General features: G+C 32.7%; 15 protein-coding genes. 12 read left to right on the forward strand and 3 right to left on the reverse strand.

Annotation, left to right across the window (positions count from 1 at the left end):
* Positions 1-7 precede the first annotated feature (7 nt).
* The 7 genes from ABJM36_RS15265 to ABJM36_RS15295 all read left to right on the forward strand — a co-directional run bounded on the left by ABJM36_RS15265 (position 8) and on the right by ABJM36_RS15295 (position 7,271).
* Positions 8-796: an anti-sigma factor gene (locus ABJM36_RS15265; RefSeq protein ID WP_348452354.1), complete on the forward strand. Its 789-nt coding sequence runs from the start codon at positions 8-10 to the stop codon at positions 794-796.
* Positions 797-1,079: 283 nt separating this feature from the next.
* Positions 1,080-1,283 (forward strand): membrane or secreted protein, encoded by a 204-nt coding sequence (locus ABJM36_RS15270; RefSeq protein ID WP_348452355.1) that lies wholly within the window; start codon positions 1,080-1,082, stop codon positions 1,281-1,283.
* 6 nt (positions 1,284-1,289) lie between these two features.
* Positions 1,290-2,402, forward strand: coding sequence for a glycosyltransferase (locus ABJM36_RS15275; RefSeq protein ID WP_348452356.1), 1,113 nt, complete (start codon positions 1,290-1,292; stop codon positions 2,400-2,402).
* Positions 2,393-2,938: a sigma-70 family RNA polymerase sigma factor gene (locus ABJM36_RS15280; RefSeq protein WP_348452357.1), complete on the forward strand. Its 546-nt coding sequence runs from the start codon at positions 2,393-2,395 to the stop codon at positions 2,936-2,938. Before ABJM36_RS15275 ends, ABJM36_RS15280 begins: the two co-directional genes overlap by 10 nt.
* A 168-nt stretch (positions 2,939-3,106) precedes the next feature.
* Positions 3,107-3,985, forward strand: coding sequence for a lipoyl synthase (gene lipA, locus ABJM36_RS15285; protein ID WP_348452358.1), 879 nt, complete (start codon positions 3,107-3,109; stop codon positions 3,983-3,985).
* 3 nt (positions 3,986-3,988) lie between these two features.
* Positions 3,989-5,005 carry a type I glyceraldehyde-3-phosphate dehydrogenase gene (gene gap / locus ABJM36_RS15290; protein WP_348452359.1) on the forward strand — a complete coding sequence of 339 codons (1,017 nt, stop codon included), beginning with the start codon at positions 3,989-3,991 and terminating at the stop codon, positions 5,003-5,005.
* Between the two features lie 64 nt (positions 5,006-5,069).
* Positions 5,070-7,271: an ATP-binding protein gene (locus ABJM36_RS15295; protein ID WP_348452360.1), complete on the forward strand. Its 2,202-nt coding sequence runs from the start codon at positions 5,070-5,072 to the stop codon at positions 7,269-7,271.
* On the opposite strand, the gene lpxK is transcribed toward ABJM36_RS15295, so the two are convergent.
* Positions 7,261-8,259 carry a tetraacyldisaccharide 4'-kinase gene (gene lpxK / locus ABJM36_RS15300; protein ID WP_348452361.1) on the reverse strand — a complete coding sequence of 333 codons (999 nt, stop codon included), beginning with the start codon at positions 8,257-8,259 and terminating at the stop codon, positions 7,261-7,263. The two genes, ABJM36_RS15295 and lpxK, sit on opposite strands and share 11 nt — an antisense overlap.
* A 125-nt stretch (positions 8,260-8,384) precedes the next feature.
* Here lpxK and ABJM36_RS15305 point away from each other — a divergent pair, with 125 nt between their 5' ends.
* From ABJM36_RS15305 to msrA, 3 genes are all read left to right on the forward strand, one after another.
* Positions 8,385-9,479, forward strand: coding sequence for a Nif3-like dinuclear metal center hexameric protein (locus tag ABJM36_RS15305; protein WP_348452362.1), 1,095 nt, complete (start codon positions 8,385-8,387; stop codon positions 9,477-9,479).
* Positions 9,480-9,482: 3 nt separating this feature from the next.
* Complete coding sequence (locus ABJM36_RS15310) at positions 9,483-10,262, forward strand: C4-type zinc ribbon domain-containing protein (protein WP_348452363.1); 780 nt, start codon at positions 9,483-9,485, stop codon at positions 10,260-10,262.
* 312 nt (positions 10,263-10,574) lie between these two features.
* Positions 10,575-11,237 carry a peptide-methionine (S)-S-oxide reductase MsrA gene (gene msrA, locus ABJM36_RS15315; RefSeq protein ID WP_348452364.1) on the forward strand — a complete coding sequence of 221 codons (663 nt, stop codon included), beginning with the start codon at positions 10,575-10,577 and terminating at the stop codon, positions 11,235-11,237.
* Between the two features lie 340 nt (positions 11,238-11,577).
* On the opposite strand, the gene ABJM36_RS15320 is transcribed toward msrA, so the two are convergent.
* The gene (locus ABJM36_RS15320) at positions 11,578-12,378 is read right to left on the reverse strand and encodes a class I SAM-dependent methyltransferase (protein ID WP_348452365.1); all 801 of its coding nucleotides are present in this window, start codon (positions 12,376-12,378) and stop codon (positions 11,578-11,580) included.
* Between the two features lie 33 nt (positions 12,379-12,411).
* Between ABJM36_RS15320 and ABJM36_RS15325 the strand changes: the two genes are divergently transcribed.
* Positions 12,412-13,053, forward strand: a complete 642-nt coding sequence (locus ABJM36_RS15325) for a hypothetical protein (RefSeq protein ID WP_348452366.1) — start codon at positions 12,412-12,414, stop codon at positions 13,051-13,053.
* A gap of 228 nt (positions 13,054-13,281) precedes the next feature.
* Here the strand turns inward: ABJM36_RS15325 and ABJM36_RS15330 are convergent, their stop codons facing one another.
* On the reverse strand, positions 13,282-13,704 hold the full coding sequence (locus ABJM36_RS15330; protein ID WP_348452367.1) for a (4Fe-4S)-binding protein: 423 nt from the start codon (positions 13,702-13,704) through the stop codon (positions 13,282-13,284).
* 116 nt (positions 13,705-13,820) lie between these two features.
* Between ABJM36_RS15330 and kynU the strand changes: the two genes are divergently transcribed.
* Complete coding sequence (kynU, locus tag ABJM36_RS15335; protein WP_348452368.1) at positions 13,821-15,086, forward strand: kynureninase; 1,266 nt, start codon at positions 13,821-13,823, stop codon at positions 15,084-15,086.
* Positions 15,087-15,126 lie beyond the last annotated feature (40 nt).

Consider the following 15,126-nt stretch of genomic DNA (forward strand, 5'->3'; position numbering starts at 1 on the left):
CAAAGTCATGAATGAGAAAATAAATACTTTTTTAAGTTCTGGCCTATTAGACAAATATCTATTAGGTGAAACCACGCCTGCAGAAGCAGACATGGTGGAATCTTTTATTGCAAGATACCCAGAAATCGAAAATAACTACAACATGATGCAACATAACCTAGAAGTGGTTGCAAAAGCTAATGCTGTAGAGGCACCTAAAGCTATCTTAGATTCTATTTTAGATGAGCTAAACGACACACCTGTTGTAGAATTAAATAGTCCTAAAAAACACAAAAAATGGTATAAACTTAGTATTGCAGCTAGTGTTGCAGCACTAATTTTTGCTGGCTCATCTACTTACTTTTACGATCAAAATCAAAAATTACAAAACGACACCGTAGTAGTCGATGAAGAGATTGAAGATTTAAGAAGTGACATAGCAAAAAATAATGCCATGTTAGACAAAGTAATGAGACAACTTTTAAAGCTTAATAATCCTGAAACTGAAAAGTATATTATTAAAGGAAATGAGCGTGCTAAAGACTTAAAAACAGTTGCTTATATAAACCCTAAAGAAAAAACATCTATGATTGATGTCGTTTCTTTACCAGAATTACCTGAAGAACAATGCTACCAAATATGGGCAGAGTTACAAGGTAAAATGGTAAACCTAGGGATTTTAGATAAGGCAGATCGAAAATTAAGAAACATACCTTATATGGAAGACGCCCTTGCTTTAAGTATCACTATTGAGCCAAAAGGCGGTAATGCTGTGGCATCGACCGAAAATTCGGTAGCCCAAATTAGTTTGCATTAAATTACAATTTACTATAAATAATGAAGCCTCATTTTGTATACAAAATGAGGCTTCTCCTATAATAGACATATTTAAAATGTAAAACTCTACCGTTGAAAAAGCTTAAAAGGCACCACGAATAAATTTTTTTTTTAAGTATGACATTTTAAATCATTGATAAACCCCACCTAGTAACCTCATAATATACTACCTAAAAATTTCAAATTCTCCCTAAGTTTCACCTATCATTCTTTTAAAAACTACAAACTAAAATCTTATCTTTGCACAAACAATTACAATCTCAATGAAACTTTTTTTAATTACCATTGCACTTTTAGGATTAGGAATAGCCGGTATTGCCATTAAAATTTGGGCTAAAAAAGACGGTAAATTTGCCGGTACTTGCGCTAGCCAAAACCCTATGCTTAATAAAGAAGGTGAATCTTGTGGTTTTTGCGGAAAAACACCCGACCAATTTAGCGATTGTAACGAACCTCAACATTCATAGCACTTTATGGGGTTTCTTGATTTTGTATTCTACGGTTTTATAACCGTAGTAATTATTCAAGTTATTTTTTATCTTTTTTTATTTGGAAGGTTTTCATTCCTAAAACAAAAAAATAGCACTCCGAAATCCTTAGCAGTATCCGTAATAATTTGTGCCAAAAATGAAGCGGAAAACTTAAAAACATTTCTTCCGTCCATTATAAACCAGGATTATAAAAACTTTGAAATTGTTTTAATTAATGACGCTTCTTCCGATAGCACCCTTGATGTTATTGAGCATTTCGCTAATTCACACAACATTATTAAAGTTGTTAATGTTAAAAGTATTGAAGCCTTTTGGGGAAATAAAAAATATGCTTTAACTTTAGGTATAAAAGCAGCTAAAAACGACTACCTTTTATTTACTGATGCCGATTGCAAGCCTGTATCAAAACATTGGATACAAGACATGACGGCTCATTTTGATAATAAAAAATCGATAGTTTTAGGCTATGGTGCTTATACCAAAATAAAAAAATCGTTTTTAAATAAACTCATTCGTTTTGAAACCTTTATAACGGCTACAACCTATTTTTCGTTTGCTAAAATGGGACTGCCTTACATGGGGGTTGGGCGAAACTTAGCTTATACTAAAAAAGCTTTTTTTGATGCAAATGGCTTTATAAACCACATAAAAATTCGATCTGGAGATGACGATTTGTTTATAAACCAAATAGCCACATCACAAAATACAGCAATTAGCTTTAACAAAGATAGCTTTACAGAATCGATACCTAAAACTACTTTCAAAAACTGGTTTAAGCAAAAAAGACGTCATATATCAACCGCAAAACATTATAAAATGCAGCACAAAGTATTGCTCACCCTTTTATACGTTTCCTCATTTTTATTTTGGTTATTTGGTTTAGTACTACTAATCCCTTTATTCAATTGGGAAATTGTAATATGTTTATTTCTTTTTAGAATTGCAATTCAATATTTAATTTTAGGAATGGTATCAAAGAAACTAGGCGAGACAGATTTATTGATTTTCCTTCCTTTTCTAGAACTCTTTTTAATTAGTACACAATTAACTATATTTATAAATAATCTTATATCAAAACCTAATCATTGGAAATAAAGGAAGCTATTTTGCGAGCCAAAAAAAATGACCAAAAAGCATTTAATTACTTATTAGATACTTATTGGGATAACGTATATGGTTTTCAATTAAAGCGAACAGAAAATGAAAATGATGCCGAGGATATTACCATACAAACCTTCTCTAAAGCCTTCGATAAGATTAATACTTTCGATGACAACTATACTTTTAAAACGTGGTTAATAACCATTTCGAAGAATATTCATATCGATTTACTAAGAAAGGAAAAAAACTCTATTGCTCAAGTTATTTCAAAAGATAATCGAGAACTATTCCAGGTTTTAGACGAAACACCTTCTGCAGAAGACAAATTAATTACCGACCAAAATTTAGCCAAATTACTGCGAGACATTAAAAAATTAAAACCTCATTATCAAGAAATCATAAACTTACGCTATTTTCAAGAGCTTAGTTACAAAGAAATTTCAATAGAGCTTAATGAACCAATGAATAATGTAAAAGTAAAATTACTAAGAGCAAAAAAACTATTAGCTGAAATTATTAGAGGGAAATAACCACTCAAGAAATCAACATCTTTTATTTTTTTAAAGCTCTGCAATCCTTAACGATAACCATACCATTTTAGCATCTTAAAAAAAATAAAACAGCAAGCTTTTGCATTGCTACTTGGGGCATCTATTTAAAAGAATACTTTGTATCTTTGTCTTCTACATTTTAGAGATATGAATACCGAAACAAAATCGAATATATTACCAGAACGAATAGCCAAACCAAAATGGTTACGTGTAAAGCTTCCAACCGGAAAAAAATACACCGAACTAAGAGGTTTAGTTGATAAATATAGCCTAAATACCATTTGTACTTCTGGAAGTTGCCCAAATATGGGTGAGTGCTGGGGCGAAGGCACAGCTACATTTATGATTTTAGGTAATGTGTGTACCCGTTCTTGTGGGTTCTGTGGTGTAAAAACAGGGAGACCAGAAACGGTAGATTGGGATGAACCAGAAAAGGTAGCTCGATCTATAAAAATCATGCAGATTAAACATGCCGTTTTAACAAGTGTTGATCGGGATGACTTGAAGGATATGGGAAGTATAATGTGGGCCGAAACTGTTAAATCTGTTAGGCGAATGAATCCTAACACAACACTTGAAACACTTATACCTGATTTTCAAGGCATAGAAAATCATATTGATAGAATCATAGAAGTTGCTCCAGAAGTGGTTTCGCATAACATTGAAACCGTACGTAGGTTAACACGTGAAGTAAGAATACAGGCACAATACGACCGGAGTATGGGCGTTTTAAAATATTTAAAACAACAAGGACAACGTAGAACTAAATCTGGTATTATGCTTGGTTTAGGTGAAACCCGAGAGGAAGTAATTGAAACGCTACACGACCTAAAAGCAAATGATGTAGATGTTGTAACTATTGGACAATATTTACAACCTAGTAAAAAACATTTACCAGTAAAAGAATTTATAAATCCGGATCAGTTTAAAGAATACGAAGAAATAGGATTAGATTTAGGTTTCCGTCATGTTGAAAGTAGTGCTTTAGTAAGGTCGTCTTATAAGGCACAAAAACACATAAATTAATATATGATTAATGTTGCCATCAATGGTTTTGGCAGAATTGGTAGACGCGTTTTTAAACTACTACAAAACCATGAAACTATGCAAGTTGTTGCTATAAATGACTTAGCCGATGCAAAAACTTTAAGCCACTTACTTAAATACGATAGTGTGCACGGTGTTTTTAATGCAGATATTTCGCATAGCGAAAACAGTATTATGGTTAACCAAAAACCTATTACACTATTAAATGAAAGACACCCAAGCACTATTAATTGGGAACCATTTAATATTGATTACGTAATTGAAGCTACAGGAAAATTTAAAACAACTGCCGATTTACAATGCCATATTAATAATGGTGCGAAACAAGTTGTATTGAGTGTTCCGCCACTTGAAGATGATATTAAAACGATAGTGTTAGGCGTAAACGATTCAAGCATTGATGGAAACGAACCTATAATATCAAACGCATCGTGTACCACAAATAATGCTGCCCCCATGATTGATATCATCAACAGATTATGTGGTATTAATCAAGCTTACATCACTACGGTTCACTCCTACACTACGGACCAAAGTTTACACGACCAGCCACATAGAGATTTACGCAGGGCTAGAGCAGCAAGTCAATCTATAGTGCCAACTACAACGGGTGCAGCAAAAGCATTAACTAAAATTTTCCCTGAACTTTCAAATGTTATTGGTGGTTGTGGTATTCGAGTTCCTGTTATAAATGGATCGTTAACAGATATTACGTTTAATGTAAAAAAAACAGTAAGTATAGAAGATATTAATACCGCCTTTAAATTGGCTGCACATAAAAATTACAAGAACATTATAGAATATACGGAAGACCCTATCGTTTCTATTGATATTGTAGGAAACCCACATTCTTGTATTTTTGATTCGCAAATGACCTCTGTAATTGGAAACATGGTAAAAATTATAGGTTGGTATGACAATGAAACAGGGTATTCACAAAGAATAATCGACTTAATATGTAATTTATCGGTAAAAAAGTGTCTTTTATCGATAAAATAATTATATTTGTCAGCAACATTAACAAAGAATGTCAAAAATAAGGTCTTATATATACATATTTTTTATGCTCATCAGCGTTGCTGTTTGTGCACAGCAGTCTATTGACGAGGATCCTGAGTTGCTACAAAACAAAATCAATTATTGGATTTTGCAATCTAAACTTGAGCTTGAGAATTTTAATTATTTTAAGGCTAAAAAGAATCTAGACGAAGCATTAAATCTTGCTACAAAGGCAGATAATAAAAGGAGTCTTGGTATTATTTATGCTGTTAAAGGAAAAATTGAACTTGTTATAGAGGAAGAGGACAATGCCATAAAATCACTTAATAAGGCTATAGAAATCCAACGTATTATAAACGATAATGTAAACCTTGGAAACTCATACAAAACATTTGGCGATGTTTATTTGGCAAAAAAAGACTACTATTCGGCTTTAGATTCCTATACAGCAGCAAAATCAAAATTTCAAGAAGAAGATTTAAATCAAGAATTAGCTGAAACACTTCTTGCGGAAGGTAAAACCTACTACGAGTTAAAAAACTACAAAAACGCTAGAGATATTATTGAGCAAGCATTAGCTATGGCTAAAAAGTACGACTACTTTAATATACAAAGTGAAGCATTAATAAATCACGCTAAAGTTTACAACAAATTAAGCAATGACCAAAAGGCTTTGGAAGCTGTTCTAGAAGGCCTTGAGATAGCAAAAACCCATAAACACACAAACATTACCAATCAAGGTTTACTTATAGCCAGCGATTTGTATAATAATTTAGGAAACTATAAGCTTTCTAGGAACTATTTACATTCTCACCTACAAATTTCTGACTCTATTAGAGGTCTAACAAAAATTAATTCTCCAAGAAATCAAAAAACAGAATTTAGACTTAATGCTGAGATTGAAAAAAACAATGAAATTGTTCAGAAGTTAGAAAAAGCAGAGGACGACAAAAGTTTAGGAACATTAATTTCTATTTTAAGTGTTGCATTAATTACAATCTTATCCCTATTAACGCTGTCCCTGTATAAAAACAATAATATAAGGCTTAAAACCAATAACATGCTCCATAAAAAAAATGGAGAACTTATTGTAGCTAAAGAAAAAGCAGAACTAGCTTCAAAAACAAAAGCAAACTTCTTATCTACCGTAACCCACGAGTTAAGAACCCCCTTATATGCTGTTACAGGCTTAAGTAATATGTTGCTAGACGAAAACCCAAGACCAGAACAAGTACAGCATTTAAAATCGCTTAAATTCTCTGGAGATTATCTTTTAACCTTTATAAACGATATCCTTCAAATAAATAAAATAGAAGCCAATAAGGTTGACATTGAACCTGAATCATTCAGCTTAAAAAAGAAAATAAAGAACATAATTTTAGCCCTAAACAATTCAGCATTAGATAATAATATTAAAATTCATTTAGAATACGAAAAAGAACTTCCTGAATTCTTTATTGCCGATCAATTAAAGATTTCACAAATATTAATAAACCTGGTTGGAAACTCAATCAAATTCACTAAAAATGGAGATATCTGGATTCGTGTTTATAAAATTGAAGAACAAGGTAAAATTTTCACTCTACGCTTTGAAGTAGAAGATAATGGTATTGGTATTAGCCAAGAGAAGCAGGACCATATGTTCGAAAGTTTCTCTCAAGGCTCTATTCAAATTAACCGTAAATATGGAGGTACCGGCTTGGGGCTTTCTATTGTTAAAGGCTTAATTGATATTTTAAAAGGTAAAATTTACGTAAAAAGTGAATTAAATAAAGGAACAACATTCTACTTTGAAATTCCTTTAGAACAAACAAATATTAAAGAGGTCGAAGAATCTAAAATTACATATTTTGATGGTAATACTAAGGATATAGATTTATCTAAAGTTAAAATCCTAGTTGTTGAAGACAATAAAATCAACCAAATGATTACCAAAAAGATTTTAACCAAAATGGAACTTAAATGCGATATTGTAGACAATGGTGAAGAAGCTGTTGAAAGAATTCGCAATAATAACTATAATATTATCCTAATGGATATTCACATGCCAGGTATTAGTGGTATGGAAGCTACAAAACGCGTTAGGGAATTTGACAAAGACCTTACTATTTTTGCATTAACAGCAGTAACCATTGAGGATAAAATGCAGGAATTTGACGATGCTGGATTTACAGATATTATTCCTAAACCATTTAAGCAAGAAGAATTTGAGAAGAAGCTCTACAATGCTTTAACCCAAAAAACAACAACAGAACCTAAGGCCTAACAAATTCTTTAATAAGGGCGTTTAGCTTATTTGAATCATCAATAGTAACGGTTATAGGTAAGTAAAACAATTTGGGTTTTAAACTCTCAAACTGTTTTAGCCTCATATAATCTTTTTCGGTAGTAACTATTACATCCTTTTGCTCTAAATTTTCAATATCATTTAAAGTAAAATTATAATGATCTTTAAAATTTAAATGTTCAAAATTCAAGTTTTTAGCATTTAAATAGTTCACTAACGGTGTCGCGTTTGCAATTCCTGTAACCAAAGTAAATGGAGATAAGTTTTCAATACGCTCGGTTTTATCTGTTGCTATTACAGTATTAGAATAATCAATGGTACTAAAAAAAACATGTTGGTGTTTCTCAGGCCTAATTCGTTTTACTAGATTACTTTTTTCATTCAAACTTAAACCTTTAGGACATTTGGTAACCACTATAACGTCGGCTCTATTTGCGCCACTTCGTGGTTCTCTTAAATTACCAGTTGGCAATACAATATCCTTATAAAAAGGGTTGGCATAAGTAGTTAATAAAACGGAAAACCCAGGAGTAACCTTTCGGTGCTGGTATGCATCATCTAACAAAATAACGTTTGGTTTTTTCTTTTGTAGATTTTCGATACCGGTTTGTCTGTTTGCATCAACAGCTACAATAACCGAATCCTTAAACTTTGTATAAAACTGAAATGGTTCATCGCCAATAGTATCTGCCGTAGACGTTGTGTTTGCTAATTGAAACCCATCCGTTTTACGTTTATAGCCACGACTTAACGTAGCAACTTTAAAATCGTCTTTTAACAATCTAATTAAATACTCAATCATTGGCGTTTTTCCCGTACCACCCGCACTCAAATTACCTACACAAATGACAGGAAATTTGTAAGACTTCGATTTTTTAATTCCTAAATCATATAATTTATTTCGCAACCAAGTCACCATAAAATAAATGGGAACAATGGGTAGTAATAGTTTTCTTATAATATTCATTACACGAAATTGTATTTAAGGTCGAAATATAATTATTATATCAAAGAAGATGTAATAACATGTCTAAAAATAATTAGTTAAGGTGAAAGTAATTATTTTATCTTTGAGTTTAAACACCAATAACTATGATTATACAAGACGTTATAAATCATTTAGAAGCCTTAGCTCCTTTAGCTTACGCCGAAGATTTCGATAATGTTGGCCTATTAGTAGGCAATAAATCTAACAAAGTAACAGGAATTTTAGTTACCCTAGACACCCTTGAAGCCGTTGTAGATGAGGCTATTGAAGCAAATTGCAATATGATTGTAAGCTTCCATCCTATTATTTTTAAAGGCCTAAAAAAAATAACAGGAAAAAATTATGTAGAGCGCGTTGTTTTAAAAGCCATAAAGCATGATATTGCCATTTATAGTATCCACACAGCCTTGGATAATGCCCATTACGGTGTAAATGATATGATTTGCAACCAACTGCAACTTATAAACAAACGTATTTTAATACCACAAAGCGCAACTATAAAAAAACTAACCACCTATGTTCCTAAAAATGAAGCCGAACAATTGCGAACAGCCTTATTTAAAGCTGGCGCAGGAAGTATTGGAAATTACTCCAATTGTAGTTTTAATGTAGAAGGCCAAGGCACCTATAAAGGCAATGAAGATTCTAACCCTACCATAGGCCTAAAAGGTAAAACCCATACCGAAACCGAAACAAAAATCACGGTAACCTTTGCTAAACATTTGCAAAATAACATTTTATCCACCCTTTTTAAAACACATTCTTATGAAGAGGTAGCGTATGAAATTACAACCATAGAAAACAAAAACCAGAATATTGGAATGGGTATGATTGGTGAATTCGCCCAGCCTATGGACGAAAAACAGTTTTTAAACCATTTAAAAAACCAAATGAACACCCAATGCATTAGGCATTCTGCTTCATTAAATAAAAACATAAAGCATGTAGCGGTTTTAGGCGGCTCAGGAAGTTTTGCTATTAACGCCGCTAAAAGCGCTGGTGCTGATGCATTTATAACTGCCGATTTAAAATATCATGATTTTTTTACAGCTGAAAACACCATACTTTTGGCAGATATTGGGCATTACGAAAGCGAGCAATACACAAAAAATCTTTTAGTAGCCTATCTTACAAAAAAAATTACTAATTTTGCAATCATTTTATCAAAGATAAATACCAATCCTGTTAAGTATTTTTAAAGTATGGCTAAAAAGAAAGAAGTAACTGTTGAAGAGCGTTTAAGAGCTTTATACGATTTACAACTCATCGATTCACGTATTGATGAAATTAGAAATGTTCGTGGAGAACTTCCTTTAGAAGTTCGAGATTTAGAAGATGAAGTCGCTGGATTAAACATAAGATTAGAAAAACTTATTGCTAATTTAGAAGTAGTAGATAACGATATTGTTGGGAAGAAAAACTCAATCGAGGAATCTAAAGCTTTAATAAAAAAATATAGCGAGCAACAAAAAAATGTTAGAAATAACAGGGAATTCAACTCTCTTACTAAAGAAGTAGAATTTCAAGAATTAGAAATTGAATTAGCTGAAAAGCACATTAAAGAATTCAAAGCACAAATAGAGCAGAAAAAAGCAGTTATTTCTGAAACTAAAGACCGTTTAAAAGAGCGTGAAAACCACTTAAAACACAAAAAGAGTGAGTTAGATGCTATTTTAGCTGAAACCGAAAAAGAAGAACAAGCTTTATTAGGCAAATCTGAAGATTACAAAAAGCAAATAGAAGAACGTTTAGTTAAGGCTTACACTAGAATTAGAACAAACGTAAAAAACGGATTAGCAGTTGTACCAATTGAAAGAGGAGCATCTGGCGGATCATTCTTCACAATTCCACCACAAGTACAGGTAGAAATTGCTTCTCGTAAAAAAGTAATAACCGATGAGCATAGTGGACGTATTTTAGTTGATGCAGAATTAGCTGAAGAGCAAAAAGCAAAAATGGAAAAAATGTTTTCTAAACTATAATCCATTTTAAATAACCTATAATTAAGCCTTCATATTTTGTGAAGGCTTTTTTTATGCCTAATAATTTAGGCATTACCAAAAAAGGTCGAGGTTTCCTCTGCAATCCCTAACGAAAACTCCATCCATACACTGTTGTTAGTTTCCTTTTAGCAATCAGTTTCCGCCTTTAAAATTAGATATTCTGATAATCAGCTAAACAAAAGTTTAGTCTCAAAGCATTACAAAAACGACTAAAGGGTTCTATTTTAAAACAACATTAACTCAAACTATTTAAGGTTTTATACCTTTATACGTCTAAACAAATAAAACTTCATGAAAAACATCATTCCAATAGTTGCCTTAACCCTATTTTTTAGTTGTCAAAATTCAGCGCAAACATCAAAAAAACAAGATGATGTTATAAATGCAGAACCTATTGAAGTTGCCATTAAAAACGGAAAGACTAGAGCCTATTTTGCAAGTGGATGCTTTTGGTGCGTAGAAGCCATTTACGAAAGCGTTAAAGGGGTTGAAGAATCTATTTCAGGATATTCTGGAGGACACACTAACAACCCAACTTATGCCTTAAGTAACACAGGAAAAACAGGGCATGCGGAAGCTGTAGAAATTATTTACGACCCTAAAGTGGTAAATTTTGAAACGTTGGTCGATGTTTATTTTGCATCCCAGAACGTAACCCAAGTAAACGGACAAGGAAACGACCGCGGGTCCCAATACCGCTCGATAATTTTTTACCAGAATGAAACACAAAAGCAAATCATTTTAAAGAAAAAAGAAGCATTAGCCAAAAAATTAAATGTAAAAATTGCAGCCGAAGTGTATCCTTTTCAAAAATTCTGGATAGCCGAAGATTATCATCAAGATTATGAACGCTTGCACCCAAACAACAGCTATATAAGAAATGTATCAATTCCTAGATTGAATCGATTTAAGGCTAAATTCCCAAAGGCGTTTCTTAAAGATCATGCACATTAACACATCAATTCCATCTAAACTAGTTTTAAACATTTCAAATATTAAGTTATAGAAAAACACTTGTTATTTGATTTAACTTACAAAAACGTTAATTGTATTTACAGGATAACAATAACAAAAGAGTTACTTTTTTTTGAGTTATGCACAGCCTAAAACGGGTAACTATACTTTGTTTTTTGCTCTCCAGTTTAACTATCCACTTCCTATGAAAAATCAAATATGCAAAACTCATTTCAGGTTAATTTAACAACAATTATTAAAACCTAAGTCGTTGAAGAGTCGTTAAAGTTTATTGAATCTAAAAACAAAGATTAAGTAAAGATTCAAATTCTTGAACACACTATATCTTTGTAGCCTTCAACGTAAAAATTAAAGGATACAATTTATCTTCAGTTACAAACATACCAGAATCTGTCTTTTTTAAATTTGGCAATACATCATAAGGGCTTTCATTAAACTCTTTTAAATACTCAATTTGTAAACCAGCCTCAGCTAAAGCATTAATCACTTCACTTAAGCCATGGTTCCATCCATACTCTTTACTAATCATTTTTGAGTGTTGGTTGGCGTAGGTACCTTCATATTCTTCATAAATAACTCCGTCTTGCATATAACCATATTTTAAAACGGGTTTATCTTCCAAATAATCAAACATCCAAACAATTGGGTGAAATTCAGCCATAAAAAATGTACCGCCTTCTTTCAAACGCTCAGCAATCATTTTGCCCCATGGTTTTAGGTCAGGCAACCAGCCTATTACGCCATAAGTCGTATAAACAATGTCGAATTCATCTTTTATAAATTCCGAAGTATCCAAAACATTACAACAAACAAATTCGGCGTCAAGTTTTAATTCATCATTTAAATGTTTTGCAAGCTTTATTCCTTCATCACTCAAATCGACACCTGTACATTTAGCTCCTATCCTGCTCCAACTTAAAGTATCTTGTCCAAAATGACATTGTAAATGCAATAGCGATTTTCCTTTTACATCTTTTAAAGCATCTAACTCATAGGGCATTAAAGAGGATTTTCCATTTTTAAAAGCCTCCAAATCATACATATCACTTTTGGAGTGTACTTTCACCTTTTCATTCCAAGTGCTTTTATTTGTATTAAAATATTTATCGTAATTACTCATCTTCAAATGATATATTTGTGGAAACTCTAAATTATGAAAAAATTACTAGTAGCAATTTGCTTAATTTCACTTTACTTTTCATGTAAGCAAAAGAACGAAAAAGCGTTAAGAGATATTAGTATAGCTGAAAAAATAGCCAATGCCCATGGTATTGAAAACTGGAATGCTATTACTCAAATTCAGTTTACCTTTTTTAATAAAAGAAGTTGGAACTGGAAACCAAAAACTAACGATGTAACGCTAATTACAGAAAAAGATACCATACACTATAACAGAAATACTTTGGATAGTTTATCACTAAAAGCAGATAGAGCATTTATAAACGATAAATTTTGGTTGTTAATACCGTTTCAATTGGTTTGGGATCAAGGCACAACAATTTCTGAACCTACAAAAGAACAATCTCCCGTACATAAAACACCACTAAATAAAATCACCCTTACCTATCCTGATATTGGTGGTTATACACCTGGTGATGCCTACGATATTTATTACAGTGACGATTTTATAATTAAAGAATGGGCATTTAAAAAAGGAAACGCCGCTACAGCTGGACTTATAAATACTTTTGAAAACTACCAAGACTTTAATGGCATTAAAATAGCCTTAGATCATAAAAAGCCCGAAGGTAAATGGAACTTAACCTTAACAAACATAAAAATTAAAAAAGAGTAATTTATTTTTGGACTATTTAAGTAAATAAAACGTCTAAACTGCGGCCTAACACGTAAATAAGGTACAAGAGTTATTTTTCCGCAATATGCGTCTATATATATTAAAGCGCTTTAATCAATGATTAAAGCGCTTTTCCTTTTTAGCTAAAATCCTCTTATAGCATTAAATTTAACTAAGCCTTTATAATTCGTTGTTATACTAATCTATAATAAAATTGAAACCTACGTATTAGCCTTTAAACTCCTCCTTAACATGCGCACCATCGCAATACGGTTTATTGTTTGATTTTCCACACCTGCAAAAAGCCGTGGTTTTACTTTTCATTTCGGTTCCGCCGTCATTCTTTATCACTTTGAGTAATCCATAAACCAACAGTGGCCCGTTTTCTAAAACTTCAACTTTAGTTTCAGCAATTTCAGTATTATCATCATCTTTTTCACCGTTCAAATAATAACTTAAAGCACCAGATGGGCATTGTTTTACTTGATTTATTATAGCTTCTGTTTTAGCAGCATCAATCTTTATCCAAGGCCTTAATTTTGGACGAAATACTTCTGGTAATCCTTTGGCACAAATGGCAGAATGAATACACTTATCTGCTTCCCAAACTACCGTGGCTTCTCCGTTAGAATATTCTTTTAATTTAGCCATATCTATATTTTTTTATTAAATATACGAAAAAATAGTGCCTTTTAAACTTCTATTATTCGTGTTCATTCCTAAATTTATATTCCTTATTTTTGTTAGAAACCGAAAACTAAATCACTTTGTCTAACTACAAATTAGGTCTTGATTACGCTATACAAGAAGACCAAAACGATCCATTAAAAACGTATCGAGATCAATTTCACATTCCTAAAGACAAGCAAGGAGCCCCTTGGATTTACATGACAGGAAACTCACTAGGACTCCAACCCAAACAAACGTCCACTTACGTAAACCAAGAGTTAAAAGATTGGGCGAATTTAGGAGTTGAAGGACATTTTGAGGCGAAAAACCCGTGGTTACCATATCATGAATTTCTAACCGAAAGCATGGCTAAGGTAGTTGGAGCTAAACCTATTGAGGTTATTGTTATGAATACACTAACAGCCAACTTGCATTTTATGATGGTGTCGTTTTACAAACCAACAAAAACACGCTATAAAATTCTTATTGAAAGCGATGCGTTTCCCTCAGATAAATATGCCGTAGAATCTCAACTTCGCCATCATGGAATCGATGACAAAGCAGGTTTGGTATTATGGAAACCGAGACCGGGCGAAACCTTATTAAATTACGAGGATTTAGAAACTATTCTTAAGGAACAAGGCGATGAAATCGCGCTAATAATGATTGGTGGCGTTAACTATTATACTGGGCAATTTTTTGACTTAAAGCGCATAGCAAGCCTAGGCCATAAACATGGTTGTAACGTTGGTTTTGATTGTGCTCATGGCGCCGGAAATGTGGCATTGAACCTCCATGATTCTGGAGCAGATTTTGCCGTTTGGTGTACTTATAAATATTTAAATTCTGGCCCAGGAAGTTTGGGTGGCTGCTTTGTGCATGAACGTCATGCCCATAAAAAAGACTTAAACCGTTTTACAGGATGGTGGAGCCATAATAAGCAAACCCGTTTTAAAATGCGCGATGAGTTCGACCAAATGCCTGGTGCCGAAGGTTGGCAATTAAGCAACCCTCCCATTTTATCGATGGCGGCTATAAAAGCCTCGTTAGATATGTTTAATGATGTCGGCTTTGAAAACCTGATTAAAAAATCTAAAAAGCTAACAGGGTATTTCGAGTTTTTACTTAAACAATTAGGCGAAGACACTATAAAAATTATTACACCCAGCAATCCAAACGAACGCGGTTGCCAACTATCCATTCAAGTTAAAAACGCAGATAAAACATTACACAATAAATTAGCCGAAGTTGGTATAATTAGCGACTGGAGAGAACCCGATGTTATTAGGTGCGCTCCTGTTCCATTTTATAATTCATTTGAAGATGTGTATCGATTGGTTGAAAAACTAAAAGAAATAACATAAAAGCAGGAAGTCCTTCACCTATTTTATGGCAAGGCGGTTT

The organism is Algibacter sp. (genome assembly GCF_039977455.1).
Classification (GTDB): domain Bacteria; phylum Bacteroidota; class Bacteroidia; order Flavobacteriales; family Flavobacteriaceae; genus Algibacter_B.

What these genes read in the sequence shown, in the direction of transcription:
- ABJM36_RS15265 (WP_348452354.1), top strand. Translation starts at nt 8, where the DNA reads ATGAATGAGAAAATAAATACTTTTTTAAGTTCTGGCCTATTAGACAAA.
- ABJM36_RS15270 (WP_348452355.1), top strand. Translation starts at nt 1,080, where the DNA reads ATGAAACTTTTTTTAATTACCATTGCACTTTTAGGATTAGGAATAGCC.
- ABJM36_RS15275 (WP_348452356.1), top strand. Translation starts at nt 1,290, where the DNA reads ATGGGGTTTCTTGATTTTGTATTCTACGGTTTTATAACCGTAGTAATT.
- lipA (WP_348452358.1), top strand. Translation starts at nt 3,107, where the DNA reads ATGAATACCGAAACAAAATCGAATATATTACCAGAACGAATAGCCAAA.
- gap (WP_348452359.1), top strand. Translation starts at nt 3,989, where the DNA reads ATGATTAATGTTGCCATCAATGGTTTTGGCAGAATTGGTAGACGCGTT.
- ABJM36_RS15295 (WP_348452360.1), top strand. Translation starts at nt 5,070, where the DNA reads ATGCTCATCAGCGTTGCTGTTTGTGCACAGCAGTCTATTGACGAGGAT.
- lpxK (WP_348452361.1), bottom strand. Translation starts at nt 8,259, where the DNA reads ATGAATATTATAAGAAAACTATTACTACCCATTGTTCCCATTTATTTT.
- ABJM36_RS15305 (WP_348452362.1), top strand. Translation starts at nt 8,385, where the DNA reads ATGATTATACAAGACGTTATAAATCATTTAGAAGCCTTAGCTCCTTTA.
- ABJM36_RS15310 (WP_348452363.1), top strand. Translation starts at nt 9,483, where the DNA reads ATGGCTAAAAAGAAAGAAGTAACTGTTGAAGAGCGTTTAAGAGCTTTA.
- msrA (WP_348452364.1), top strand. Translation starts at nt 10,575, where the DNA reads ATGAAAAACATCATTCCAATAGTTGCCTTAACCCTATTTTTTAGTTGT.
- ABJM36_RS15320 (WP_348452365.1), bottom strand. Translation starts at nt 12,378, where the DNA reads ATGAGTAATTACGATAAATATTTTAATACAAATAAAAGCACTTGGAAT.
- ABJM36_RS15325 (WP_348452366.1), top strand. Translation starts at nt 12,412, where the DNA reads ATGAAAAAATTACTAGTAGCAATTTGCTTAATTTCACTTTACTTTTCA.
- ABJM36_RS15330 (WP_348452367.1), bottom strand. Translation starts at nt 13,704, where the DNA reads ATGGCTAAATTAAAAGAATATTCTAACGGAGAAGCCACGGTAGTTTGG.